This is a genomic window from Metabacillus endolithicus (assembly GCF_023078335.1).
GTDB lineage: Bacteria > Bacillota > Bacilli > Bacillales > Bacillaceae > Metabacillus > Metabacillus endolithicus.
The window spans coordinates 1,918,382-1,943,488 of record NZ_CP095550.1 but is presented as its reverse complement, the minus strand read 5'-3'; the positions used below and the strand labels follow the sequence as shown (position 1 = coordinate 1,943,488).

The window sequence follows — 25,107 nt, the reverse complement described above, 5'->3', positions numbered from 1 at the left end:
ATTAGGTTATAAATGGACTAGATTTTTAAAAAGGTGGCTCTTTCTTTAGGAAAACCACTAAGTCCATAATATTGAAGTATTAGAATTTAAATGAGCAAGCTGTTGAAGAAATTCAGGCATACGGGGCTCAAGGAACATCAACTCTTAAGGAGTTCGTGCAAAACTTACATACTCCAAGAATTATTTGGATTATGGTACCCCATCAAGTGGTCTATAAGGTCATTAGCGATTTAAAACCGATCCTTTCAAACGGAGATATTGTGATTGAAGCAGGAAATTCACATTATAAAGAATCAATGAGACGTTATGATGAATTTAAGGAAATAGGAGTGAGCTACCTGGATGCTGGAACATCAGGTGGAATGGAGGGGTCCCGCCATGGCGCAAATTATATGATTGGTGGAGATCCTGAGGCATGGGAGATTATTGAACCACTTTTTCGTGATACAGCTGTAGAAAAAGGTTATTTATATACAGGGAAATCTGGTAGTGGTCATTTCTTGAAAATGGTTCACAATGGAATCGAATACGGCATGATGGCTGCAATAGGTGAAGGATTTGAAGTGTTAGAGAAAAGTCAATTTGATTATGACTATGAAAAAGTGGCTCGTGTTTGGAGTAACGGATCTGTCATTCGTTCATGGTTAATGGAACTTACGGAAAGTGCGTTTTCAAAAGATGCTAAACTTGATGATATTAAAGGAATTATGCATTCTTCGGGAGAAGGGAAATGGACAGTAGAGGAAGCACTAGACCTTCAAACAGCAACACCTGTTATTGCTCTTTCTCTGCTAATGCGTTATCGTTCATTGGAAAATGACACGTTTACTGGAAGGGTTGTTGCAGCATTACGGAATGAATTTGGTGGACATGCAGTGGAGAAGATGTGATGAAAACACCTGCATTCGTATAAACGCAATGTGGGAAGTTATATGCTTGGAGACATTATAATGCTCCAAGCATTTTTATACCACAACCGTACCCGATTAAACGATTTCCAAAAATCAGCTACTAAAATAAGCGGAAAAATTTCTCTTAATAAGGAAATATCATGAAATATAGATTAAATAGAAGGAAAGATTCCGCCTATTTAATCAAAATAGGTGAAAATGGACCATTTTACTTTGCTTAACCGGAAAAATTCCGCTTATACGCCCAAAATGAGCTCCATTCTTCAGTTTAAGCGGAAAAACTCCGCTTATTTAAAGTATCGACTACTCAATTAAGGATAATCAAGAAGGTAACCATCCTCTGGTGGCTAAATATCATTTTTAGTACATATGATGGATAAGGGAAGTTCCTGACTGAGGTGCCCACTGGCAACTCCTTACGTTAAGATTAAGCAAGATTTGGGACGAAGTTTGTCTGGGGACTTACTTCTCCTTCAATCATTGTATCGTCTGTATTTGTTTGTAATAAAGGTACAGACTGATATGGACTATATGTTTTTTGTACCGTCTGAACCCAATCGAAAAATTCTTTTTTTCGATGATAGCCTGCTATGGGATCAAAAAAGGTGACGGGGTTACCATAAGGAAGGACGACCGGTAATAATAATGTAACAAACACTGAATATTCACCCTTACATAATTGTAATCTATTGTTTCATTCTATTAACACGACCTTTTTCTTATTAATCGATAGATTACATACAGAAGTAGAAAAGACATAATCATCATAACTGATATTGTGGTGCCAATCTTACCAAAGACCTCTAATGCTGGAATTTCGGAGTGAAGTTGCTCAGATGGGATTAACCATGCTCCAGCTGAAAGCAAAAGAATGACAAAGATCGGTATTAGGTTTTTTAGCAGCATTGACACTCAACATCCCCTTATTAAGCTTTTTTATATGGTATGACCATCGTGATATTTAGTTCCAGCCTTTTTTATTTTTCCTCAATTAGTATTTTAATAGGTATATATCTATAAAAAAGGGTCAATGCTTTCTCATGAGGGGAGAGAGAGCAATGATCAAACAAATTGGACTAATATTAAGTTGTCTTATTACTATTATTTTTTATTCTATTCATTCTGTAGAAGGAAGTAATAGAGAATATAAATTAGAAGAAATGATTAAAATCGCAGAAAAAAACCAGATAAGCATCACTTCATGGCAAGGATACTTGAAAGCAGACCTAGGTACTGCGAATAGCGATAAAGAAGTAAATAAAATAGTAAGAAATACAAAAGACAAGTTTCCTTTTATACACGAATGGATTACACATGAACCGGAAAACCATCATGTTACTGTTGAGGCAAAAATAGATAAACAGGTAACTAGCCAACTTCATAAAATACAAATTTATATCACTGAAAGCAATGAAGGTTTTCAAATGTTTTTAACATTACAATTCAAAGATAAATCTTTAGATGGTGAGGAACTTCATCAACTCTTGGATAATATGAATCTGAAGATGGACAAAGAGTATTATACAATTAATGGATATCTTGTTGGGAAACCCGACTTGGAGAAAACAACAACAAACCTTATGGATGGTTTTGGAGCAGATTATATTGAGGGTGTTCAAGAAGAAGGGTTTCAATCAATATCTGGTTACACTTCGAAATGGGAAGAAAGCATCCCAGCCAAGAATAACAAGAAAGTGAATTTGCAAATGGGATTACGCTATAAAATTCGATCAAGAACGGACAAACGTGACAATTGGGACACCGATTATTATTACGGAATATTAATAGTGAAAAAGGCCAAGCACTTAGTTTGTATCTGACTAAGGTGCTTGGCCTTTTTTACAGGTCCATACATAATTGTAGTTTTTCTAGTTACTGGAATATTTTTGTTGATTTTTACAAAAGAAGTATTATAATAATCAATGTACTAACGTTCGTTAGTTATTGTTAAACTTACTTTGGATTTTATTATAAAGAACTGTGTGGAACTAGATTACTAGGAGATGTGAAGCTATGAAAGTGAAGAAAAAGTCTACATTTTGGAAAAGAACGAGAAATATTTTGATCGTCTTACTATCATTCTTTTTGATATGGATTGCATATCATCAAATTATGACGAAATTTGAGCAAAAAAAATACCCTGCAATTGGGCAATACGTTGAGGTAGATGGAAAGAAAATGCATGTATATTCAAAGGGAAAAGGTGAACATACTGTTGTTCTTTTAAGTGGGTTAGGTACGACAGCCCCAGCTTTAGATTTCGAACCGTTGATGAATGAATTAGCAAAACATCATAAAGTTGTGGTCATTGAGCCCTTTGGTTATGGCTGGAGTGAGTTCACAAAGAAGGAACGAACAGTAGAGAACATAACAGATGAAATAAGAACAGCTCTTAAGGAAAGCAATATTGATGGACCTTATATCTTCATGCCTCATTCTGTTTCAGGAATTTATAGTATGTATTACGTTAATCAATATCCAGATGAAGTGGAAGCCATTATTGGTATTGATAGCACCTTACCAATGGCAACAGAATACTTTCAAGAATCTACACCAGATTTGCCAGGATATCTGAAATTTGTTGCTCCGACGGGAATCGCAAGAGCTGCTGTAAATGTGATTTCAAATAACTTTCTACCTATCGCAGATGAAGGAACTTATTCTGAACAGAATTTAATGATGACGAAGAAACTTTCTGCTTGGAAGGCTTACAATTCGAATGTGATCGAAGAAGCACAAGAGCTAAGCAATAATATTAAGAAAACAAAGAATATGGTATTTCCTCCAAATATGCCTATTATGATGTTCACGACGAAAGAAGACAAGGTGAATGAAGAAGGAAAATCAAATGTGACTTTTTATCAAGATCAATTGCGTAATCAAAGTACAAGTGAACTTATCACCTTAGATGGACATCATTATTTGCACTGGACAAAATCTCAGGAAATGAGTAAACAAATTAATGAGTTTATTGAGAGTAATTTGGAAGGTGAATAGAGGTTGTTCAAGAATCGTTCTTAGTTAAGGGTTTTATTAAGTGTAATAATGAAATTAGAAAAAAATAGTAATTCATTACTTTACATACAGTAGGGGGGTATGGTATAAAATAAATATAGAAATTATTTCCTTGTTAGATATTGGAGGTTAAAAGTTATGGAAGCATTATTGGAAAACAAATTACAAACACAAAGTAAACAAAAATCTCTTGTGTTAAGTATTTTTCTTGCTGGTATCTTTATGGGGGCTTTAGATCATGGAATTGTCGGACCCGCGTTAAGCTCAATTGTTCGTACTTTTGGTATTAATACTTCATGGGGGGTATGGAGTTTCACCATTTATACTTTACTGTTTGCTGTTAGTATACCCCTAATGGGTAAATTCTCTGATCGATTCGGTAGAAAGCAAGTATTCATGACTGGTATTTTGTTATTTGGATTAGGTTCTTTATTATCAGCCGTTGCTCCTAACTTCTTAACCTTTTTAATAGGAAGGAGTATTCAGGCGATAGGTACAGGGGGTATCTTTCCAATCACTGCTGCTTACATTACTGTAAGTTATCCAGCAGAAGAGCGTGCAAAAGCAATGGGATGGATTGGGGTAGTATTTGGTTTTGGCAGTATTATGGGTCCTATTGTTGGAGGATATATTATTCAACATTTCGCATGGCAATGGATTTTCTTCATCAATGTTCCAATTTCAATCCTGGTTATTTTAGTAATGAGTACGATGAAATTACCGCAAACAATTAGTAAAAAACCAATTGATTATCTAGGCATTATCTTACTAACAGGTATGATTCTTTCCCTTATGTTGGGGATTACATTAAAAAATATCACAATGCTAATGATTGGATTACTAATCGTCCCATTGTTCATTAAAACAGAAAAGCATTCACAAGATCCTATTATTAAACTAAGTTATTTCAAATCAAGATATGTGTTAGTGGTTTTATTCTTATCACTAATGTCCGGCTTCATCATGGCATCAACAATGAATCTATTACCTTTATATATAGAAACAAATTTTGAGGTAACGAAGGCGCAATCATCCTATGGAGTCGCTCCACTTGCTGTAGCTTCTATGATTGCTTCACTGCTAGGCGGGTATTTGGTTTCAAAATGGGGAGCTAAACATGTATTGTTTTTAGGATTTGTGATTACATTTATCGGCTCACTTTCTTTTATCTTTCCAGTTAATTATCTCTTACTCCTAGTTTCTGCTGCTATAGCAGGTTTTGGAATTGGCATTATTATTGGTGCACCATTAAATATTCTTATTATACAGGGTACATCAATGCAAGAAGCAGGTTCAGCGGTTGGATTGTTAAGCTTATTTAGATCGTTAGGCTCAACAGTTGGACCAACAATTGCAGGGATCATTTTATCATCAATTGCTAGCGGCTTCTCCTATGTGTTTGTTGTGTTAATGATTGTTTCAAGCATAGCATTGCTGTTGTTTATAAATTTTAAAAAGTGAGGGGGTTTACATTGAAACAACGATACATTCTTGAACTGTATACTAGACCAACCTGCTCTGATTGCCAAGAAGCGAAAAAGTATCTTCAAGAAAATGAAATACCCTATATTGATAAAGACGTAAGTAAGAATTCTAGTTTGGAAAAAGAGCTTATTCAATTATCGGGAACAAGGATTGTACCAACTTTTGCTTTCTATAAGAAGGGATTTCTTGGATCTAAAAAGTTGGTTAAAAATATCATTGGATTTGAGATGAATAAACAAGAGATTTCTACCTATTTAGACTAATGACTAAAAATACTTTAGGAGGTAACCATATGAAAATAGTATTAATTGGTGCCAATGGAACAATTGGTCGTGCAGTCCGACAAGAGTTAGAACAACATCATGAAGTAGTATCAGCAGGAAGAAGAGAATCAGATATCTTTGTGGATATCACTTCTCCAGAAAGCATAAGAGAAATGTACCTATCTGTAGGTGAGGTTGACGCAGTTATTAGTGCCACGGGTGAAACCTATTTTGGTCCCTTTAAGGAATTAACACCACAGACCAATGATTTATCCATTAATAGTAAATTAAAAGGTCAAGTGAATCTCGTTTTAATAGGACAGCATTTTATTAAGGATGGTGGTAGCTTTACGTTAACCACTGGAATTATCATGGAAGATCCTATTATTGGAGGTGCTTCGGCAGCGATGGTTGGGGGAGCTATAAAAAGTTTCGTAGAGTCAGCTGCAATCGAATTACCAAGGGGAATTAGAATTAATAATGTTAGTCCAAATGTGTTAGTGGAATCAATGGATAAGTATGGCCCATATTTTCAGGGATTTGATCCTGTTCCGGGAAGTAAAGTCGCAAAAGCCTATGTAAAAAGTGTAGAAGGAGCACAAACCGGAAAAACGTATCGGGTTTACTAATTGTATTAGTCAAAACAAGGTGTGGAGGATTACATGAAGCCTTTTATAAAAAGCTACCAATATAATGTGATTAAGTCAGATGTAATAGGGTTAGTTAATGTTCATGAATCTGGTTGCAGCATGGATGTTTTAGATAGTATTAAGCAAATGATGAGGGAAAGAATTTATCGTTTATTTCCTAACTTAGAACAAAATAAGAAAGCTTTATTTGATCCAATTTTTTATCTTAATGATAAAAAGGACGCATTGGTTTATTTGCTTAGATTGAAGATGTATGTTATTCCATTTGGAAAGATTTCTGAACAATTATTTAGCACGTTGTTTGATAACGAAAAAAGTGTCAAACTACCTTCAATAGAAACTATTGATTTGAGAGACATTAGTTATTTTAAGTGGCAAGATCCTGGTGTAAACAAGCAATTTATCATTGCTACAATCGATAATGAGCTAGTAGGTATAAAAGGAATATTTACAAGGGCCAATAAAGGAATTTGTGAAGTTTGCAATCGTTATGAAGAAATAGGTGTTTTTACAATTGAAACAGATACGTTAACTAAGCAAAGTCATTATATGTGCCAAGATAACATGAAATGTAATCAAAATCTAACCTCTTTAGATTCACTTCACAGAATAATCACACCACACACTGATGAGAAAAAAACCACTATGACTCTCGTAAATTCTTAAACATCATCTAAAGAAACAGATAGTTCGTGTAATACCAAAGGGAAAAATAGATATCTAATCCATAAATTTTGAGGGGCTTACGTATTTGTAAGACCCTTTTAGTGATTTTTATCCAACGCAAGCTTTAAACCAAATCCGATTAAAACCAGACCTGTAAAATTATCCATGATTATTTGTACTTTCGGAGACAACAGCCATTCACGTAAATAGTTAATGAAAAATACATAAATGAAAAACCAAGAAATTGATAGCAGTGTATAAATAACTCCCATAATGATTAGTTGCTGTGTGGCGTTTTCACCTGTTTGAATAAATTGTGGTAAAAATGTTAGGAAAAACATAGCAACCTTAGGATTGAGTACATTTGATATGAGACCTTGCTTAAAAGCGGACTTTTTCATTTGTGCATTTTGTTGATTTTCAGCAGCAGGATCTTTTTTCTTTCTTGAAATAAAGGAAGAAATCCCGAGATATATCAGGTAAAAGGCACCCACATATTTTACAATTTCAAAGGCAACAGCTGACTGAAGCAAAATAGCTGAAAGACCAAAGGCAGCTGCAAATGTGTGAACGAAAGATCCAGTTGTAATTCCTAAAGCCATGCTAAATCCATCTTTTCTACCGTCTGAAATCGTTCTTTTTGTAATAAGGGCTGTGTCAATACCTGGACTCATTACCACAAATAAAGAAAGAACCAAAAACGTTAAGAAATCATTCATTTTCTCCACTCCTAACTCGACCTGTAAAATTTAGTAAGGTAAAATAGAATTTAACAATTGTTAAATTCAGTTTAACACAATATATTCAATTTGATTTAAAATAGTTAAATTATATTTAATTATTTTTGCAGAGGGGGATGATGATGGAAAATATAGATATTGGAAAAAAAGTTGAGAAGTTTAGAAAAGCAAAAGGGTTTAGCAGCAGAGAGTTAGCAAAAATAGCTGAAATAACACCCTCCATGTTAAGTCAAATTGAAAGAGGATTAGCAAATCCTTCAATTCAAACATTAAAAGTGTTGGCAAAGGCTTTGGATGTTCCGACATTTAGCTTTTTACTTGAAGAAACAAAAACAGAGGACTTAGTTGTAAGATCCCATTCACGTAAAAAAATGGTTGTTGAAAACCTATCGTATGAGCTAGTGTCACCTGATTTTTCAGGCACATTGGCAACGGCCATTATGACAGTCCCGCCTAACACCTCTTCGTCTGAAAAGCTTTTAGAGCATAAAGGAGAAGAAGTGGCTATTGTAATAGAGGGGAAAATAAAAGTGTTTTTAGATCGTGAAGAATACAGATTAGAAGCTGGTGATAGCGTCAAAATTCCAGCATATATGAAGCATAAATGGGAAAATAGCTTTACAGAAAAAGCTGTTATTCTATTTTCAGTAACACCACCGGCTTTTTAATTTTTATATAAAATAGAACAGTGAACAAAGAGGAGGAAGAACATGGGATTATTTAAAAAGTTATTTGGTATAGAAGAAGCTAAATCAACACCTAAAAGTGATGCTAAGGAAGATTTAACGTTAGTCACTGTTTACAGAGAGTTTGATGATGAAGATCATGACGCGTTAAACAAGCATTATGAGTATGAAGATGATTTATGGCAGTTCAATAATGTCGGAGAGTCTCAAGCGTTCTCAAGAGACATTGCTCTTGAAGAAGGAATTCCCTTATATTATCTAACAGAGTTTCCTTGCTTCTTTGTTTACGATTATAGAAGTGGTAAGTTGGATTATTCAACTCCTTTATATATGGCAAAGGATAAGCAAAGTATGCTGGAATTTTTGAAAGACTACTAATTTTAATTCTATGAGGAGATTTACTACTTGTTAGCGGTGGGAAAATTGTAGAGTTTTGTAGAATCGAAGATAAGATGCCTAAAATCGAAGATAAAATACTGAGAATAGAAGATAAACTGCCTAAAATCGAAGATAAAGTACCGAGAATCGAAGATAAACTGATTCAAGCAGTCCTTGTAAGTAAGTACCTATATAAAAAAGGAGATTAATCGGATGAATACAATGAAATTAAACCTGTTTCGTGGAGAAAAACTAAAGCTGGCTCTGCCATTAGAAGAAGACTTTGAAACAATGGAGAAGTGGGGAGAAGATGCTGAGTATCTCCGCAATGTTGATACTGAAATCGCACTTCCTAAAAATAAGGAGCAGTTAGCAGAAGAAGGAAAATCGAGCCACACTGAAATATTTTTCACTTTAAAAACGATTCAAGACAATAGATTAATAGGGTTGATTTGTATTCATTCAATTGAATGGAATAACAGAACCGGACTTTTAGCGATTGGCATCGGAGACTCAATTAATAGAGGGAAAGGATATGGAACAGAGGCACTACAATTGATTCTTCGCTACGCGTTTCATGAAGCCAATTTAGATCGAGTTGGTCTTGAGGTGATAGAGTATAATATCGGCGGTTTAAAAGCTTATGAACGAGTAGGGTTTCAATTAGAAGGAAGAAAAAGATCGGCTGTTTATAGAGATGGAAAAAGGTACGACGTTTTAGTTATGGGAATTTTAAGGAATGAGTGGGAGAGCCATTTAATTTAATGGAGAAAGAACCAACTTCAGCTAAGAATATAAGGTCCCATGAAAAGCATGCAGAGAACTGATACTGTTTCTGCATGCTTTTATCATGATTAATTATTTTCCTCAGAAGGTTCCTCATCCAAGTCGGGTTCTTCTTCATCCATTCCAGGAGCTTCGTTACCTTCTTCAGATGGTTCCTGATCTAAATCAGGCTCTTCTTCGTCCATTCCAGGTGTTTCTACTTCAGGTGGTGCAGGGTCTTGTTCTTCTGCTGTGTTACAGCCAAACAAAAATCCTAATGAAAGAAAAATCGTCAGTAATGACATTAGTCGTTTTGTATTCATAACCATCCTCCTTTGCTTAGTAATTATATGTTTTGGTGAAAACTCAAAATTATACAGGTTTCTGTAAAAAACTTAAGGTTAATTTAAGGTTTGTCATATATAGTAAATTTTGGTAGGAAGCTTAATGAAGACTACTTGAAAAGTACGTGATACTTAGATGAGGAGTAAACGATGGGAGGGCATATGAGCACGATGACTAATAACATAGACACGATCACAATAAACTCTTCGCGCCATGAATCGCTATATAAACAGTACATACGATTAATTAATTCATTTGAAAAAGGTTATAACGAAAGGGAATTAGAGATCATTGAGGAGTTTATCTTATTTTTATCAACTCATACTAGAATGAGAAAAATTGAAAGAGTGGGAAAAAATCAGTTGGTTTTGTTTGCCAAATATCGAATAAAAAATAACGAAAAACATACAACTGAAAGCATATTAAGAGAGGTAGTTAGAACATTAACTGCTTTAAAAAGATTACATCGTTTAAATTTGGATGTTTCATTAAGAAATTATCAATTCTGGAGAGAGGTTCTTAGCTAATGGAGGACGTCTCTCTTTTTTAAAAACTACAACAATGATGAGTTCTTTACTTTCGTAAATAAAAAGCAAAATAATCCTTCATACTAGTAAAGAAAGAGCGTTGAGTTGAAATCGGTTAAAACTTCTTTGAGAAAGGATCCACACTCATGAAAACAACTAGGAGTAAGGATGAACCCGATTTATTATATTATTGCAATAAAAATCATACAAGTGAAATAGTAAATGAATTTTTTATCCCTGAGAAAAACGATGATACACTGTGGGTTCATATTACCCCTTCAACTAAGGACGAGTTAAAAAAGATCATTGAATCACTAAATATACATACCCTTGCAGCGGAAGCTATTGCTTCTTTCAGTGATTCGCCACGAATGGATGTATATAGCTATCACACATATATTTCAACATTCATTATAAAAGAAGATTACTCTAATGTTAGAATTAGTATCTTATTAGGAGATAATTATGTCATAACCCATGAAGAAGAAAATGACTTGCAATTTTTCTCTACTATTTTAGAGGATTTTCAAGACCATCCGCAGCACATGAGCAGTCCAGGGCATATCCTGTATCATATATTAGACCATGTTAGTCAGTATTACCTGCAAGCAGTTGATGCTATTGCAGATGAAATACAGGAGCTTGAAAAATCTGTTTTCAAATATCCGTTTGCTAATGAAATAGGTCATGAAGTGTATAATTGGAAAGGGAAAATTCATAATTTAAGACAAATTGTTGAAGCTCAAGAGTCTGTTATAAACGATATTGGAGAATCAGATTCCAAATATATTAATGAAGATTCAGCGATATACTTAAAGACTCTAGGCAAAAATTTTGAACGAGTTGTCAGTGCATTTGATACATTTATTGAAACTTTAACAGGTATTTTTGATTTACAAATGTCTCTTAAATCCGACCATATGAATTCTATTATGAAAACTCTAACATTAGTTAGTGTTATTTTTATTCCCATGACATTCATTGCTGGTTTATATGGAATGAATTTTGAAAATATGCCTGAATTAACATGGAATTTTGGTTATGGATTAGCCCTTGTTGTTATGTTTGGGATAGGCATTAGTATTGCTTTATTTTTTAGGAGTAAGGGATGGTGGGGGAAGCGGCCATCACAAGATAAAAGAAATAAATGACTAAGATTAGCTATGTAATTCTTAGCAAGTTACTTATTAGGTATAGGTATACACTCTAATAAGTAACTTGCTAATTTATATTTTATAGAGTAGCATCTTCAGATGTTTCTGACGTGGCAGGCATTTCAGGCATACTTTGCATTTCTACACCTAACTCAGCCAATTGTGCTTCAGCTTCTTCTCTTGTAATGGTACCGTCTCTCATTGCGCTCATAGTTACTTCGGCTTTAGCTCGTGTTTCTTCATCTAAATCGCCGAACATACCCATTCGACTTCCTGCTGGCTGTTCAGGAGCTTGATCTGTTGTAGCTTCCTCGGTTTGCACCGTTGGTTGTGATGCTGTTTCCAAACCTTGTGTTGTTTCTGCATTAGATGAGCAGCCTGCGATTAGTGCGATTGAAGATGTTAGAACTCCTGTTACGATTAATCCTGAGAATTTTTTCATTTATCATGTTCCTTTCTATTAAAAGATTAGTATTGTTAAAGTTCTTATATATTACGAGATTTATTATGATAGATGAACCTTAATGGAACCTTAAAAAGATTTGTATTATTCTCCAAAAATTAAGAGGGTTTCCTAAAGTATTATTTTTAGATATTTGATTTTATATAATTAACAGACACCTAGTAAAAATTCCATATTTTTATAAAAGTGTTATATTTTACATATTGTTATATAATATTGGAGGGCTTTGTTAAGTGAATATTTTAATCATTAATGGAAGTGCGCGAGAACAGTCAAATAGTTTTGGCATTTCAAAAGTTATTGAAACTAATTTGAAACAATCAGGTATTGATACTGAATTATTTGATTTGAGAAAAGAAGAATTACCTATTTTTAAAATGGAAGAACAACAATATGCTAATGTATCAGTTAATAAGCTTGTGAATCTATCTCAAAAAGCAGATGCTTTTTTTATTGTTACACCTGAATATCACAATGGGATAAGTGGTGCACTTAAAAATTGTTTGGACTTTTTAGGTATAGATCATTTTAAAAAGAAGCCAGTAGCAATTGCTGCTGCTCAAGGTGGAGTTGTTGGGGGATTTAATGCATTAAATCAATTACGCCTTATTTTAAGAAGTTTACATGCAAATGTTCTTACCGAACAGTTAATTATTAATGCTAGAAATTTTGATGATAAACAAGTAATTTTTGACGAAACTTCTGTCCAACAAATAGAAGGTCTAGTTGCAGAACTCATTCAAGAAACGGGAATTAGGTTACAACATAGTTAAAAACAAAAGATCCTTCATTTGAAGGGTCTTTTTTGTCTGCTCATAGGTTCGGTGCCGTTTATAGAGTGAAATGATAGTAATTATGGATTGGGAAAATGACACTCTAAAAGTCATTAATATTATTATCTTAGCAGGTACCTGAATGTCTAATTTTAATAGTTGTTTTTGTTTTCTCTACCCATTAAAATTTCCTCCACTCAACATTCTTTCACCCTTCATATTTATATAAAAGCATGCAAAAAGGTTGCTCTAGACCCAACCGACTTGTTGTTGCTATGATATGAAAGGCGATAAGGAGGTTTGTGATGGAAGAAGAAAAGTATCGGAACCTGAAACTTGGCGAACGTGGTGCTATTATTAGCATTGTTGCATATATATGTTTATCACTTTTAAAGCTTGTTGTTGGCTACATAAGTAACTCGGATGCATTAAAAGCAGATGGATTGAACAATTCAACGGATGTGATTGCGTCTATTGCCGTTCTCATTGGTCTTAAACTTTCACAACGACCTCCTGATGAGGATCATGGTTATGGGCACTGGAAAAGTGAGACAATTGCATCGCTGCTGGCTTCCTTTATTATGATGGCAGTAGGGTTGCAAGTGTTGTTTGATGGAATTGTATCTATATTTGATGGGGAAAAAGAATCACCAGATATTATTGCAGCATATGTAGGGGTTTTCTCTGCACTCGTGATGTATTTTGTTTATCGTTATAACAAAAAATTAGCTGAAAACATTAATAGTAGTGCTGTGATGGCTGCAGCAAAGGACAATTTATCAGATGCCTGGGTTAGTATCGGGGCGGCCGTTGGAATCATTGGTTCTCAACTAAATATGCCGTGGTTAGATACGGTTACAGCCATTATTGTTGGCATGATCATATGTAAAACAGCTTGGGACATTTTTAGGCAATCTTCACATGAACTTTCAGACGGATTTGATCAAGATAAATTACGCTTGTATCAGGAAGTTATTTTAAAGGTAGATGGCGTAAAGGGAATTAAGCAAATCAAAGGTAGAAATTACGGAAACAATGAAGTGATTGATGTTGTGATTCTTGTTAACTCTTCATTAAATATCACAAAGGCTCATGATATTGCGACAATGGTTGAAAAAATGATGATTATTGAATACGGTGTGCATGATGTTCATATACATGTTGAACCGAATTAATGGGGAGCTGTTCTTCGAGTGGAAGAGTGGCTTTTTTTGTTATAAATCGTATACACCTATTATCCTATTAAACCCAAAATGAAAGCGTCTTTCTTCATACATAAATTTACATTTTTTGAAGGGTTTGTAAAAGTTTAAAGACTTAATAAAGATTTGATTAACTTTAGCTTTTTTCAAAAATATTTAGTTATCATAGGAATGAAATTGGAATTCATAACCATTTTGAAAGGAGAATCTAGTAAAATGATGAAAGGGAACAAAGGGTTTAAAGCAGCGATTAAAGGGCTAAGTTCAGTGTTAGTGTTAACTGCTGGTATTTTTGCAATGTATCCAGGCTCAACTTTTGCCAAGAATGTAGACAAGCCAAAAATTGAGTTTGGTGTTGTTCCTGACGCCCAATATTGTGATTGTGATCCATCAGGAACAAAATACTATCGAAATTCATTGGAGAAGCTTGCAGATGCGGCCCAAACGTTTAATGAACGGAAACTACGCTTCACCATTCAGCTTGGAGATTTAATCGATCGGGATATGTCGAGTTTTGATCAAATTCTACCAGTCTACGAGATGATTGAAGGAAAGAAATATCATGTTTTAGGAAATCATGATTTTCCTGAACCCTCAGATACAATTGTTGAACGACTTGGTATGAAAAATCAGTATTATGATTTTAAGCAAAAAAATTGGCGTTTCATTGTACTTGATTCAAATGATCTTAGTTTTTATGCAAATCCAAAAGGATCTGAAAAGTATCAGCAGGCTCAAGAAATGTATGATTCAATCAAGGCAAAAGGTGATATTAATGCACAAACTTGGAACGGTGGAATTAGTGAAGAACAATTAGAATGGTTGAAAAATGTTTTGAAAAAGGCTAAAAAAGCAAATGAAAAAGTCATTGTATTTTCCCATATGCCTGTTTATCCAGAGAATTCACATAATATTTGGAACGATGAAGCTGTAATCAAAGAACTTGAGTCCTCTGGAAATGTTGTTGCTTATTTTAATGGGCATAATCATGCAGGAGGTTATGGTGAAAAAAATGGCATTCATTATGTGAATCTTAAAGGAATGCTTGAAACTGCTGACACAAACACTTATTCAATTATTGAGGTCTATAAGGATCGTATTTTTATTGATGGCTATGGACTTGAGCAGGATCGTGTACTTCCGTTTGAAAGATAGTTTTGAACATGATTTAATAGCAGAAGTACTACTTCCCTTAAGATAAGGAAGTTGGTACTTCTTTCTCTACTCTCTCGTCGTGTTCGCCATCTAGCGTTGTAGTTGCAGCATATGATCTTTCTCTCAGTTTCTTTCAAATTATCCTAATTAAATAATTCACTTTACCTTAATCATTCGTAAATAATGTATTGACTTTTCAAGCAGATACCAGTAAATTATATATAAATTTAATTTCCGATAGGTCCAACTTGTATCTAAATGAAGTAATTGCTTTAGCATATGATGAATAAATATATTGATTATATGAAAAAGACATAACCTATTCATTTGATCGTAAGGTGAAGATAAATCGGTATATTTCTTAACAAGATGACGATGTTAGGAAGTATACCGATTTTTTTATTAGGAAGAAGGTGGGAACATGAAGTCAAAGGGAATAATCGAATCTGAAATAAGTAAGGCGTTAACACAGTGGGAAAAGGATTTTCTAGGACGTGGTTCCGTTTCTGTGAAAACAGATATCTTACGGGACATGATTATTGTGAATTTAAGAGGAGTGTTGGCACCGGCCGAGCTTATCCTTTGTAAAACAAAGGAAGGAATGCAATCGATTAAGAGAACTCGTTCCGATTTAGTCGAGTCAGGAATTGAAACATTAGGAGAAATCATTTTTACTATTACTGGAGAAAAAATAAAAAGCTTCCACACAGATATTAGCACTGTAACAGGTGAACGAGTGATGCTGTTTAAGTTAAATCGCAATCTTGAGGAAACGTTTGAGAAATAAATAGAGGGAGACAATCAAAAAAGCTTGTAGCTTAGTTGAAAGTAAACCGGCAATTTTAAGATGAAATGGTTCATACCATTTCTCCTTAAGTTGTCGGTTTTTTTATTGCAATGACGAAAAGAGGGGGAAGAGGATGATAGATATTATCATACAAAATTTACTTTCACCGGTTGTGCTATTTTTTGTACTTGGAATTTTAGCAGCGATCGTAAAATCAGATTTGAAATTTCCGAGTGGATTAAGTGAAGGGTTAAGTATTTATTTATTAATTGCCATTGGAATAAAAGGAGGAATTGAACTATCTCATTATTCGATTGGGTCGGTTATTAAACCGATTATGGCAACCTTATTTCTAGGTATCCTAATTCCAATTATCACGCTGATGATTGGTAGGCCTATGAAATTAGACTTGAAAAATGCAATAGGGTTAGCTGCTACATATGGGTCAATTAGTATTGTGACATATGGGGCTGCCATTTCTTTTCTTGAGAAAAATGGAACTTCTTATGAAGGATTTATGAATGCAATGGTTGTGATTATGGAAAGTCCGGCAATCTTAGTTTCTATTTTCCTATTAAAAATGATAGAGAAAAATAATGCATCACCGAGCTTATCGTCACAGGGAATTGGGATTGTACCTCTATCTGTCAGAATGATTGATAAGGATGTGATAAGAGAAAGTATTTTTGGGAAAAGTATCTTTCTTTTAATTGGAAGCTTGGGCATCGGTGTAGTACTTGGTGAACAGGCAGTTCCAGCTGTTAAGCCATTATTTATGGATTTATATAACAGTGTTCTTGTACTTTTCTTATTAAATATGGGAATAGTTGCAGGTCAGCGATTACCAGAAGTGAAAAAACATGGCATTAAGTTATTGGTTTTCGGATTAATCACTCCATTATGTTTTGGAATGTTAGGTGTTTTGCTTGGTAGCATGATAGGACTATCGTTAGGCGGTACAACCTTAATGGGAGTTTTAGCGGGAAGTGCCTCTTATATTGCAGCACCTGCGGCATTGAAAGCATCAGTTCCGGAAGCGAATCCTTCTATTTATTTAGGATTATCTTTAGGTGTAACATTTCCGTTAAATTTAATAGTTGGTATTCCGTTTTATTATCAATTATCACAGATGATACAAATTTAGGAGGTTTTCATGATGATGAAGAAGAAGGAAAAGGTGTTAATTATCACTGGGTTTAACAGTTCGTTGCATGCTATCTATCAAAGCATTACAAAGAGAGAGCAAGAAGATATGATTGTACTTTCTAGTTATAACGCTGAATTATCTCAAACATATAGCTGCATGATTCGATCAATCATCATGCTGGTTTTATCCGAGCAGATAGATGAAATTTATTTCATTGGAGAAAAAAGCAACAATGATCTACTTCTTAATGAAGAAGAGCTTCTAGCTCGAATGAGGGAAAAAGGAGTGAATACAAACATTCTTTCCACTCTAAATTATCTTCAAGTTGGGGGCGGGAATGTTATAAAGTGGTTAACAGGGGAGAACAATATGGAAACAATCATTAAGAAAATATGAATCTGGTTCAAATGCATCCCCTTATTCCAAAATCAATCGCAGTTCATGGCGTTGTTGTGGATAGGAAGACAAATCGTATAGAAATGGTTTCTTAGACAATGAAAAGGTAAAGGGTTATAAACCGTTGTTAGCTCATAATTTTTACATTTTCAAAATTAATCGTTTAAAAATTAAGAATAAATCTCTTGAATTAACTCCATTCTTCGCTCATAATGAAAAAGGAATTTTTTCTATAGGGTGAAGTGGATGGGACCAGAACTAAGTTCAATTACTAATAACGAATTATCTTGTATTTATTTAAAATATAAAAAACAATTAAAAGTACATAAAAGTAGAGGATCTTTTTATGATCTGAATAGAGTGATTGAAATTAAGAAATACCTATCTTTAGTGAAATGGGAAATGAAAAACCGCGGCATGAATCATAAAGAGATTAAGAAGAAGCAAAAAGTGTTGTAATACGAATTTTAAGAGTAAAAAGAGATCATCGTCAGTAGAGAGATGATCTCTTTTATATTTATGCTTTAAACTTATTAATCACTTTATTTAAATTCTGTGCCATTTCACTTAATCCTTCAGCTGATGAAGAGACTTCTTCCATTGTTGCGTTTTGTTCCTCAGTAGAGGCAGCAACGTTTTGGATACTTACTGAGGATTGTTCGACAATATCTCTTGCTTCTTTCATTCCTTCTGTAACTATTTGTGTATTTGAGTGAATTTGATTCACAATAGCAGCCACATCATGTGATTCAGCTGCTACCTGTTGGATCGCTCCAAGAATGTTTTTGAATGAGTCACCGGTTTGACTTACTAGCTTTAACCCTTCTTTTACAACATCTGTTCCATTATTCATAGATCTTACCGCTTTTTCGGATTCTTCTTGTATTTCTTCTATGAGTTGACGAATTTGACCTGCTGCATCTGCGGATTGAACAGCCAATTTTCGAACCTCATCTGCTACAACTGCAAACCCTTTTCCTTGTTCACCTGCACGAGCTGCTTCAATTGCAGCATTCAAAGCAAGTAAGTCGGTTTGACTGGCAACCTTTGTTATTAATTCGATTATATGGCCAATTTCCTTAGACTTATTACTTAGTGTATGAACAACTTCAGCAGACTCCATTGCGGAATCCTGCACCAATTTCATTTGATTAATTGTTTTATTAACTACATCGTTACCCAGTGTTGCTTTTTCATTTGCCACAATAGTTAAATTCGCTACAGACTGAATGGATTCAGTTACTTTATTCATTCCTTTTGTAATTTCCTCAGCACTTTCAACTGATTGAATAACTGTGCTAACTTGTTTTTCAGCGCCTGCTGCAACCTCTTGCATCCCAAGAGTAATGTGTTGTGTTGCCAGATTCGTTGCATCGGCACTTGCAGATAACTCTTCAGAAGTTACCGAAACCTGGTGTGCGTTCAAGCGTACCTCATCAATTAGTTGTTGAAGATTTTGCTTCATGATATTAAAGGAATTTGCCAACTCACTGATTTCATCACTATTTTTTACACTTATGTCTTCTTGTGTTAAGTCACCTGAAGCAATTCTTTTAGCTCCTTCTACTAGTAAAGAAATAGGGCGAGTAATCATGCGAGACATGAACATGCCGATTAAGATGGCTAGAATTAGAGAAATGAGGCTCCATACTAGCATCATGTTTTTAACAGAAGATACCATTTCCGTATTTGCCTTTGTTTCAGTTTTCATCTCTTTTGTTTGTATTTCAACGATTCTATTTGCTGCTTCTTCAATTTGTATCGCTAATGGAATACTCTCTTCTTCAACAAGTTTAGTTGCTTGCTCTTCTTGAACCTGTTCTATAATTTGTTCCTTTAAGGAAGTGATAGTAGTTAAAAGTTCTTTTGATTCTTGGTCTTGTATATCAGCTTCTATGTTCTTTACCTGTTCGGTTATCTGATCAAGAGAAGTTTGAAAAAATTCCATATTGTCTGTTCCAGCAGATTGCATACCTCGCAAGCTTGCAATCGAGCGAGAGGCGTAGAGTTGTATATCTTTAATACTTGTTAAATTAGTAGTTTGCTGCTCAACTAATTCCGAATAAGAGTTGTTGATTTTATGGATTTGATAGTAAGATAGTGCACTCACCATTCCAATTAAAATAGCAAGAAGTAAAAAGCCGGACAATAATTTCTTTTGAATTGTAATCTTCATATGTATGTCTCCTTCATAAAGTAGTAAATAATAACTATATCTAAAGTTGTGTTTTCTGTGGTTTCTATTATTACGGAAGAACCTTAAAGGAACCTTAAAGATTCATCTTAGATGTGGAGTCATCACAAACTTCGGGAAGCACAGTGCTCCATAAAGTGATAAAGATCACAGGAAATAATGGGTAATTTGATATACTTTTAATGAAATATTGTATTTTTTTCTTATATTTCCCTTTACTCATGATGTAAAGATGTCGATAAAAAGAATGAGAGATTCTATTAAAACTAGATGGTTACAAACTATTGTTTGTGTTGTTTTGTATAGAAGTAATAGATTAAGAAGAATATTTAAAATGTTGTTACATAACGGTTTTTAGGGGAATGGACATGAATGTGTTTTTTTATTTCAATATTTTGGATATTGGGGTCGTTGCTATATTAGCTATTTTGACATGTAAACTTGGGTTTGAATATAGTACAAAAATTAAGCGAGTAACAGATAAAAAAGAAATGAAGAAAAAATTACTTCTTTTTTCTTCTGTAGTTGGTCTTGGTTTTTGGTCCATCTATACGTATGCATGCTTATCGCTGGATGTACCGATTGTCACTGAGACAAATTACATTTTATTTCTATTCGTATTTTTACTGTGTTTTCTTGGTGCCTATTTTACGCTTTTTATGGCAAAGGCTAAGGAGTTTAAATGGTGGAGGTATATTATCGCAAGTATTGTTGTTTCCATAATGTTTATTGGAATTACAACAATTGGTTATTGGTGGACATTTCGTGAGTTAATCTACTTTAAGCCCGTTTCGTTTAGCATCTCTTGTCTAATCATAGTTACTTGTATTTTTAAACTCATGAAGTTTTTAAGACAGATAACAAATGAAGATGAAGAAGTGGTTAAGAAGAGTTGGTTAAATATAGGGGCTTATTTTATGTGGGGTCTCAATAAGTGGAATCCCTTATCTGCTCTTAACATCACTACTTGATTTCAAGGGTGTTTTACAATATGAATACAAAGACTATGCCTATTTACTTCCGTTTCTATATCCAATGCTCTCGAATTTTTTATTAATGATATTACCGGATATTATTTCAGATCGAATGTTATCAACGACGACAGTTAAATATAAATCTCTTTTCAGCCATAACCCGAATGCTGTTTTTTCTGTTGATTTAAAAGGGAAAATAATGGATGTAAATAAAGAAACATTAAAGTTGGTGGGGTACTGTCGAGAAGAATTAATTGGGAAAGAGCTTTTTTCAATTTTACAACCTAATTTAGATAAACAATCAATTATCAAGAAAGTAAAATCAGGTAGTATTGAAGATGTTGAAACGGTGATCGTGACAAAAGATCAACGAGCAGTTGATATTAAGATTACAACAATGAGGATCGTTATTAATAATGAAACAATCGGGTATTACGGGATTGCCAAGGATATTACTGAGGATAAAAAGGCAAAACAAATGATTCATAAACTGGCTTTTTACGATGAGCTAACAGGTCTATATAATAGAAGAAAGCTAATGGAGATATTAAACCTATGGGCAGCAAACGGTGAAGAGTTTCATATTTTATTATTGGATTTTGATCGTTTTAAACGAATAAATGATAGTTTTGGACATGGCTTCGGTGATGATTTATTAAAAGAAATTGCTCTCAAGCTTAAACACGTTACTGGGAATAAAGGTGTTGTCGGAAGGCTTGGAGGAGACGAGTTTCTCATTATGATTCCTTTGACAGAAACTCAAGACGGATATTTAGAGGAACTTGTTAATTGCTTTAGAAAGCCATTGAATGTTGAAGGAGTAGACGTGATATCAACTGCAAGTATTGGTATCTCAACCCATCCACATCATTCAACTAATATTACGGAGTTAGTGAAGTACGCGGATATTGCTATGTACCATACAAAAGAAAATGGATCAAATGGATATTCGTTTTTTTCGGAAAGTATGTTGGATAATAAATTTAAAAACATTGCCATTGAAAATGAGCTACGCTATGCAATCGATCATAATCAAATATCAGTTTATCTACAGCCGAAATATAATATGGTCAATGGAGAGTTAATTGGAGCAGAATCACTTGCTAGATGGAATCACTGTACTCAGGGTATGATTGCTCCAAATATATTTATCCCTTTGGCTGAGGAAATTGGGGAAATTGATCGGCTGGAAAAGAATATGATTAAAGAGGTATGTGGCATACTTTCAACCTGGAAGAAGAAAGGGAAAAGAATTCATCAAACCTCTATTAATATATCTTTACCTACGTTACTACATGATGGTTTTATAAATTTTGTTTCTCATACACTTGTTGAAAACAAAATAGACGGCACTTTTTTGGAGTTTGAAATCACAGAGAGAATTGTAATGAAATATGAGGTTGAGGTAAATAGTAGACTTCAACAATTACGTAATATGGGCATTGAAATAAGCATAGATGACTTTGGAACTGGATATAGTTCACTTAGTTACTTGTACAAGCTAGAAGTGGACCGGTTGAAAATAGATAAGATGTTTGTTGATCAATGTGTGGAAAATTCAGAGGTTGTCTCAACCATTATTTCGATGGCAAAGGCACTAGGATTACAGGTGATTGCTGAAGGTGTTGAGGACGAAGACCAAATAAGAATTCTGAAAAAACTAGGTTGTATCGAGGCCCAAGGATTTTACTTTTCGAGGCCTGTACCACATGGGGAATTTGAGCAGTTATTGGAGGAATACTCTACTGCCGACTTTTAAAGTTGGTAGTAGAGTATTCTTTTTATAAAAGAGTATGAGTACTTACCCCTTCTTATCACTATACAACTTAAACACCTTCCGAGTTTCATTCAAGTACCGCATAAGTCGGTATGGCTTACTAAGTATTCGAATCGGTAGGCTTGCTAGTAATTTACTTAAATCTTCTTTATACTCCTGAGTGATTCTCACTGGCTTTGTGGAAATCCGCTCATACACTTCTTTTTGAAATTCTTTAACAAGATTCATTTTTAACGCTTGTGTACGATGACATTCTTCACATTGAATTCCGTTTATTTTGCTATTAACGTAAGTAATGACATGAGACGTGTCGTCATTACATGAAAGACAATACAGTTTGGCGTGCATTTCAGAAACCTTCATCTCAACCTCTCCTTGCTTTATGTAGTAGGAAAGAACGTTTGTTACGGATATATATACCATTTTTTTCATCTCGTTGCTACTATTTTACCCAATAAACGGCAGAAATCTATTTAAATATTTTATTAACGAATATATGCCTCTGATTGATTGTTTTGTGCATCCCGGATCCGAATCTTTTGGGTAATGTGCATATTCAATGAGTCAATTTCACTTATTGGAACAAATGCTACACGCTTTGACTCATGACTTGTGACCAATGTTCCTCCTATTACCTCACATGAAAAACAGATAGAAAATTGTTGCCTCACTTCACCATCCCCATATGCAATCACATGATTAGGATCACTATAGATACCAGTGAGCTTTATGACTTTAACATCTAATCCAGTTTCTTCTTTTACCTCCCTTATGATTGCTTGCTCCACATTCTCTCCAGGATCCATTCCACCTCCAGGTAATGACCATTTTCCATTATCAACACGCTCTTGAAGTAAAATCTGATTGCTTTTATCGATAATAACTGCAGAAACAGCAGGAACAATTGTTTTAGGCTCTGGTGCATTTTTTTCATAATAATAATCTTTTCTATTCAATATTATCAACCTTTCTTTAGGTTTGGCTAATGTCGTTCTCATGTATTCACATTAACAGTCTTCTTAAAAAGTAAAAAATTACTCTAAACATATTTTAATTTATTATTGACAACCCTTACAATTTCATTTTACAATAAAGTTCCATACCGATTAACAAATGTTAACCATTGTGTCATATGACACAGAAATAAAACATATGTTATATAAAAAATATTTTGATAGAAAATAAGAGAATTTGCCACACCAAAAAACATTTAGAAGTGTTAGAAACTTTTAGAATGTGTAGGCATTGAAAGTAAACGCCTACATAAACGTGTAGTTGCAAGATTAAGAGAATTAAAAATTACTTGAAACATATTAGGGAGGATACAGAACATGTCAATTTATCAAAAGTTACTTGAAAGAGAAAGAGCAAATGAACCAATTAGAGTCGGAGTAATCGGAGCAGGACAAATGGGATTTGGTATGATTGCACAAATTTCAACAATCCCAGGTATGAGTGTTGCGGGAATCAGTGATATTAACTTAGATGCAGCAAAAAGAGCAGAAGATTTTTATTTATCACGAATTTCTAAAAAAGAACAAATCGTTGTTACAAATGATTTCAAAGAAGTGATTCACTCTCCAAATGTAGAAGTGATTGTTGATGCGACTGGTATTCCGGAAGTTGGGGCAAATATTTCTCTAGAAGCATTAGTAGCGAAAAAGCATCTTGTTCTTTTAAATGTTGAAGTGGACATCACAATCGGTTCAATCATGCATCAACAATTTAAAAATGCTGGATTAGTTTATACAGGGTCTGCAGGTGATGAGCCAGCTGCAACAGTTGAGCTTTATGAATTCGCAAAAACAATGGGTATGGAAGTACTTGTTGCAGGTAAAGGGAAGAACAACAAATTAAAAGTAACAGCAAATCCTGATACAGCTAAAGAAGAAGCAGCTCAAAAGAAAATGTCTGCACATATGCTAGCAGCATTCCAAGATGGTACAAAAACAATGGCTGAAATGAACCTATTATCAAATGCGATTGGCTTTGTTCCAGACGTAGTTGGAATGCATGGTATCGCAGGAGATCTTGATTCAGTTGTAAGCGACTTAGATCTTAAAGAACGAGGCGGAGTTTTAAACAACTATGGTGTAGTTGAATATGTAGATGGTTTAGCACCTGGGGTATTTGTTATCGTTAAAGGACAAAATGAAGGTGTACAACATGAGTTAAACTACTTATTAAAGGTTGGCGATCGTGATCACCATATTCTATATCGTCCATATCACTTAGCAAGCCTTGAAACACCAATCTCAATTGCAAAAGCAGTATTAGAGCATGATTCATCTATCCATCCATTAGGTGCACCAATTTCTGATACAGTGGCAGTAGCGAAAAAAGATATCAAAGCTGGCGAAGCATTAGATGGTATTGGTGGTTATTGCGTACGTGGTGTTCTTGAAACACACCAAGAACTAAAGCGTAACGGTCACATTCCAATTGGTTTAATCAGTGGAAATGTAGTAGCGAAGAAAGATATTAAAGAAGGTCAATTCTTAACAGAAGAAGACGTAGAACTAGATCATTCTACAACTGTTTGGAAATTAAGATCACTTCAAGATCGCCTGTTTCCAACTGAAAATTAATACAGGTGCAAGATTACTGTGGGAGCATGTTTTAGGGTGGGTGAACCTCAACGGCGCAAATAATGA

At 34.3% G+C, this 25,107-nt stretch carries 29 protein-coding genes and 1 pseudogene; 22 read left to right on the top strand and 8 right to left on the bottom strand.

Annotation, left to right across the window (positions count from 1 at the left end; translation table 11 throughout):
• Positions 1-83 precede the first annotated feature (83 nt).
• Positions 84-890: pseudogene (gene gnd, locus MVE64_RS10260) on the top strand (phosphogluconate dehydrogenase (NAD(+)-dependent, decarboxylating)); the annotation flags it as partial.
• Positions 891-1,338: 448 nt separating this feature from the next.
• Here gnd and MVE64_RS10255 read toward each other — a convergent pair.
• Positions 1,339-1,569: a hypothetical protein gene (locus MVE64_RS10255; protein ID WP_247346194.1), complete on the bottom strand. Its 231-nt coding sequence runs from the start codon at positions 1,567-1,569 to the stop codon at positions 1,339-1,341.
• A gap of 44 nt (positions 1,570-1,613) precedes the next feature.
• Entirely contained in the window at positions 1,614-1,823 is a 210-nt protein-coding gene (locus tag MVE64_RS10250; protein ID WP_247346191.1) for a hypothetical protein, read from the bottom strand.
• Positions 1,824-1,969: 146 nt separating this feature from the next.
• Between MVE64_RS10250 and MVE64_RS10245 the strand changes: the two genes are divergently transcribed.
• The 6 genes from MVE64_RS10245 to MVE64_RS10220 all read left to right on the top strand — a co-directional run bounded on the left by MVE64_RS10245 (position 1,970) and on the right by MVE64_RS10220 (position 6,990).
• Positions 1,970-2,731: a YwmB family TATA-box binding protein gene (locus MVE64_RS10245; RefSeq protein WP_247346188.1), complete on the top strand. Its 762-nt coding sequence runs from the start codon at positions 1,970-1,972 to the stop codon at positions 2,729-2,731.
• Positions 2,732-2,924: 193 nt separating this feature from the next.
• Positions 2,925-3,908: an alpha/beta fold hydrolase gene (locus MVE64_RS10240; RefSeq protein ID WP_247346186.1), complete on the top strand. Its 984-nt coding sequence runs from the start codon at positions 2,925-2,927 to the stop codon at positions 3,906-3,908.
• Between the two features lie 156 nt (positions 3,909-4,064).
• On the top strand, positions 4,065-5,387 hold the full coding sequence (locus tag MVE64_RS10235) for an MFS transporter (RefSeq protein WP_247346183.1): 1,323 nt from the start codon (positions 4,065-4,067) through the stop codon (positions 5,385-5,387).
• Positions 5,388-5,398: 11 nt separating this feature from the next.
• The gene (locus tag MVE64_RS10230) at positions 5,399-5,674 is read left to right on the top strand and encodes a glutaredoxin family protein (RefSeq protein ID WP_247346180.1); all 276 of its coding nucleotides are present in this window, start codon (positions 5,399-5,401) and stop codon (positions 5,672-5,674) included.
• Positions 5,675-5,703: 29 nt separating this feature from the next.
• Entirely contained in the window at positions 5,704-6,303 is a 600-nt protein-coding gene (locus MVE64_RS10225) for a short chain dehydrogenase (protein ID WP_247346177.1), read from the top strand.
• 33 nt (positions 6,304-6,336) lie between these two features.
• Positions 6,337-6,990, top strand: a complete 654-nt coding sequence (locus tag MVE64_RS10220) for a FusB/FusC family EF-G-binding protein (RefSeq protein ID WP_247346174.1) — start codon at positions 6,337-6,339, stop codon at positions 6,988-6,990.
• Positions 6,991-7,088: 98 nt separating this feature from the next.
• Here the strand turns inward: MVE64_RS10220 and MVE64_RS10215 are convergent, their stop codons facing one another.
• Complete coding sequence (locus MVE64_RS10215) at positions 7,089-7,709, bottom strand: LysE family translocator (protein ID WP_247346171.1); 621 nt, start codon at positions 7,707-7,709, stop codon at positions 7,089-7,091.
• Between the two features lie 143 nt (positions 7,710-7,852).
• On the opposite strand from MVE64_RS10215, the gene MVE64_RS10210 reads away from it, so the two are divergent.
• The 3 genes from MVE64_RS10210 to MVE64_RS10200 all read left to right on the top strand — a co-directional run bounded on the left by MVE64_RS10210 (position 7,853) and on the right by MVE64_RS10200 (position 9,559).
• Positions 7,853-8,398, top strand: coding sequence for a cupin domain-containing protein (locus MVE64_RS10210; protein ID WP_247346168.1), 546 nt, complete (start codon positions 7,853-7,855; stop codon positions 8,396-8,398).
• Positions 8,399-8,440: 42 nt separating this feature from the next.
• Entirely contained in the window at positions 8,441-8,794 is a 354-nt protein-coding gene (locus MVE64_RS10205) for a hypothetical protein (protein WP_098797139.1), read from the top strand.
• 213 nt (positions 8,795-9,007) lie between these two features.
• Entirely contained in the window at positions 9,008-9,559 is a 552-nt protein-coding gene (locus tag MVE64_RS10200) for a GNAT family N-acetyltransferase (RefSeq protein WP_247346165.1), read from the top strand.
• Positions 9,560-9,648: 89 nt separating this feature from the next.
• On the opposite strand, the gene MVE64_RS10195 is transcribed toward MVE64_RS10200, so the two are convergent.
• Positions 9,649-9,882, bottom strand: coding sequence for a hypothetical protein (locus tag MVE64_RS10195; RefSeq protein WP_247346163.1), 234 nt, complete (start codon positions 9,880-9,882; stop codon positions 9,649-9,651).
• A gap of 192 nt (positions 9,883-10,074) precedes the next feature.
• Here MVE64_RS10195 and MVE64_RS10190 point away from each other — a divergent pair, with 192 nt between their 5' ends.
• Complete coding sequence (locus MVE64_RS10190; protein ID WP_247346160.1) at positions 10,075-10,431, top strand: hypothetical protein; 357 nt, start codon at positions 10,075-10,077, stop codon at positions 10,429-10,431.
• A 146-nt stretch (positions 10,432-10,577) separates the two neighbouring features.
• Complete coding sequence (gene corA / locus MVE64_RS10185; protein ID WP_247346157.1) at positions 10,578-11,582, top strand: magnesium/cobalt transporter CorA; 1,005 nt, start codon at positions 10,578-10,580, stop codon at positions 11,580-11,582.
• 82 nt (positions 11,583-11,664) lie between these two features.
• On the opposite strand, the gene MVE64_RS10180 is transcribed toward corA, so the two are convergent.
• Positions 11,665-12,027: a hypothetical protein gene (locus tag MVE64_RS10180; RefSeq protein WP_247346154.1), complete on the bottom strand. Its 363-nt coding sequence runs from the start codon at positions 12,025-12,027 to the stop codon at positions 11,665-11,667.
• A gap of 254 nt (positions 12,028-12,281) precedes the next feature.
• Here MVE64_RS10180 and MVE64_RS10175 point away from each other — a divergent pair, with 254 nt between their 5' ends.
• The 7 genes from MVE64_RS10175 (at position 12,282) to MVE64_RS10145 (ending at position 17,967) form a co-directional block, all read left to right on the top strand.
• Entirely contained in the window at positions 12,282-12,821 is a 540-nt protein-coding gene (locus MVE64_RS10175; protein WP_247346151.1) for an NADPH-dependent FMN reductase, read from the top strand.
• A gap of 305 nt (positions 12,822-13,126) precedes the next feature.
• Positions 13,127-13,996, top strand: coding sequence for a cation diffusion facilitator family transporter (locus MVE64_RS10170; RefSeq protein ID WP_247346150.1), 870 nt, complete (start codon positions 13,127-13,129; stop codon positions 13,994-13,996).
• A gap of 243 nt (positions 13,997-14,239) precedes the next feature.
• A complete protein-coding gene (locus MVE64_RS10165; protein ID WP_247346147.1) occupies positions 14,240-15,178 on the top strand; it encodes a metallophosphoesterase in 939 nt (312 codons plus the stop codon).
• A gap of 421 nt (positions 15,179-15,599) precedes the next feature.
• Positions 15,600-15,965 (top strand): Na-translocating system protein MpsC family protein, encoded by a 366-nt coding sequence (locus MVE64_RS10160; protein ID WP_247346144.1) that lies wholly within the window; start codon positions 15,600-15,602, stop codon positions 15,963-15,965.
• Between the two features lie 133 nt (positions 15,966-16,098).
• Positions 16,099-17,109: a sodium-dependent bicarbonate transport family permease gene (locus tag MVE64_RS10155; protein ID WP_247346141.1), complete on the top strand. Its 1,011-nt coding sequence runs from the start codon at positions 16,099-16,101 to the stop codon at positions 17,107-17,109.
• Between the two features lie 12 nt (positions 17,110-17,121).
• A complete protein-coding gene (locus MVE64_RS10150) occupies positions 17,122-17,508 on the top strand; it encodes a hypothetical protein (RefSeq protein ID WP_247346138.1) in 387 nt (128 codons plus the stop codon).
• Positions 17,509-17,754: 246 nt separating this feature from the next.
• Positions 17,755-17,967, top strand: a complete 213-nt coding sequence (locus MVE64_RS10145) for a hypothetical protein (protein WP_247346136.1) — start codon at positions 17,755-17,757, stop codon at positions 17,965-17,967.
• Between the two features lie 58 nt (positions 17,968-18,025).
• Here the strand turns inward: MVE64_RS10145 and MVE64_RS10140 are convergent, their stop codons facing one another.
• Entirely contained in the window at positions 18,026-19,684 is a 1,659-nt protein-coding gene (locus MVE64_RS10140) for a methyl-accepting chemotaxis protein (protein ID WP_247346133.1), read from the bottom strand.
• A 386-nt stretch (positions 19,685-20,070) separates the two neighbouring features.
• Here MVE64_RS10140 and MVE64_RS10135 point away from each other — a divergent pair, with 386 nt between their 5' ends.
• Together MVE64_RS10135 and MVE64_RS10130 are read left to right on the top strand one after the other, a co-directional pair.
• Positions 20,071-20,673 carry a hypothetical protein gene (locus MVE64_RS10135; protein WP_247346131.1) on the top strand — a complete coding sequence of 201 codons (603 nt, stop codon included), beginning with the start codon at positions 20,071-20,073 and terminating at the stop codon, positions 20,671-20,673.
• A gap of 85 nt (positions 20,674-20,758) precedes the next feature.
• Positions 20,759-22,435 carry a sensor domain-containing protein gene (locus MVE64_RS10130; RefSeq protein WP_247346129.1) on the top strand — a complete coding sequence of 559 codons (1,677 nt, stop codon included), beginning with the start codon at positions 20,759-20,761 and terminating at the stop codon, positions 22,433-22,435.
• Positions 22,436-22,477: 42 nt separating this feature from the next.
• On the opposite strand, the gene MVE64_RS10125 is transcribed toward MVE64_RS10130, so the two are convergent.
• Both MVE64_RS10125 and MVE64_RS10120 read right to left on the bottom strand, forming a co-directional pair.
• A complete protein-coding gene (locus MVE64_RS10125; RefSeq protein ID WP_247346126.1) occupies positions 22,478-22,816 on the bottom strand; it encodes a bh protein in 339 nt (112 codons plus the stop codon).
• 122 nt (positions 22,817-22,938) lie between these two features.
• The gene (locus tag MVE64_RS10120) at positions 22,939-23,409 is read right to left on the bottom strand and encodes an NUDIX domain-containing protein (protein ID WP_247346124.1); all 471 of its coding nucleotides are present in this window, start codon (positions 23,407-23,409) and stop codon (positions 22,939-22,941) included.
• Between the two features lie 375 nt (positions 23,410-23,784).
• Here MVE64_RS10120 and MVE64_RS10115 point away from each other — a divergent pair, with 375 nt between their 5' ends.
• The gene (locus MVE64_RS10115) at positions 23,785-25,041 is read left to right on the top strand and encodes an NAD(P)H-dependent oxidoreductase (RefSeq protein WP_247346121.1); all 1,257 of its coding nucleotides are present in this window, start codon (positions 23,785-23,787) and stop codon (positions 25,039-25,041) included.
• Positions 25,042-25,107: the final 66 nt, after the last annotated feature.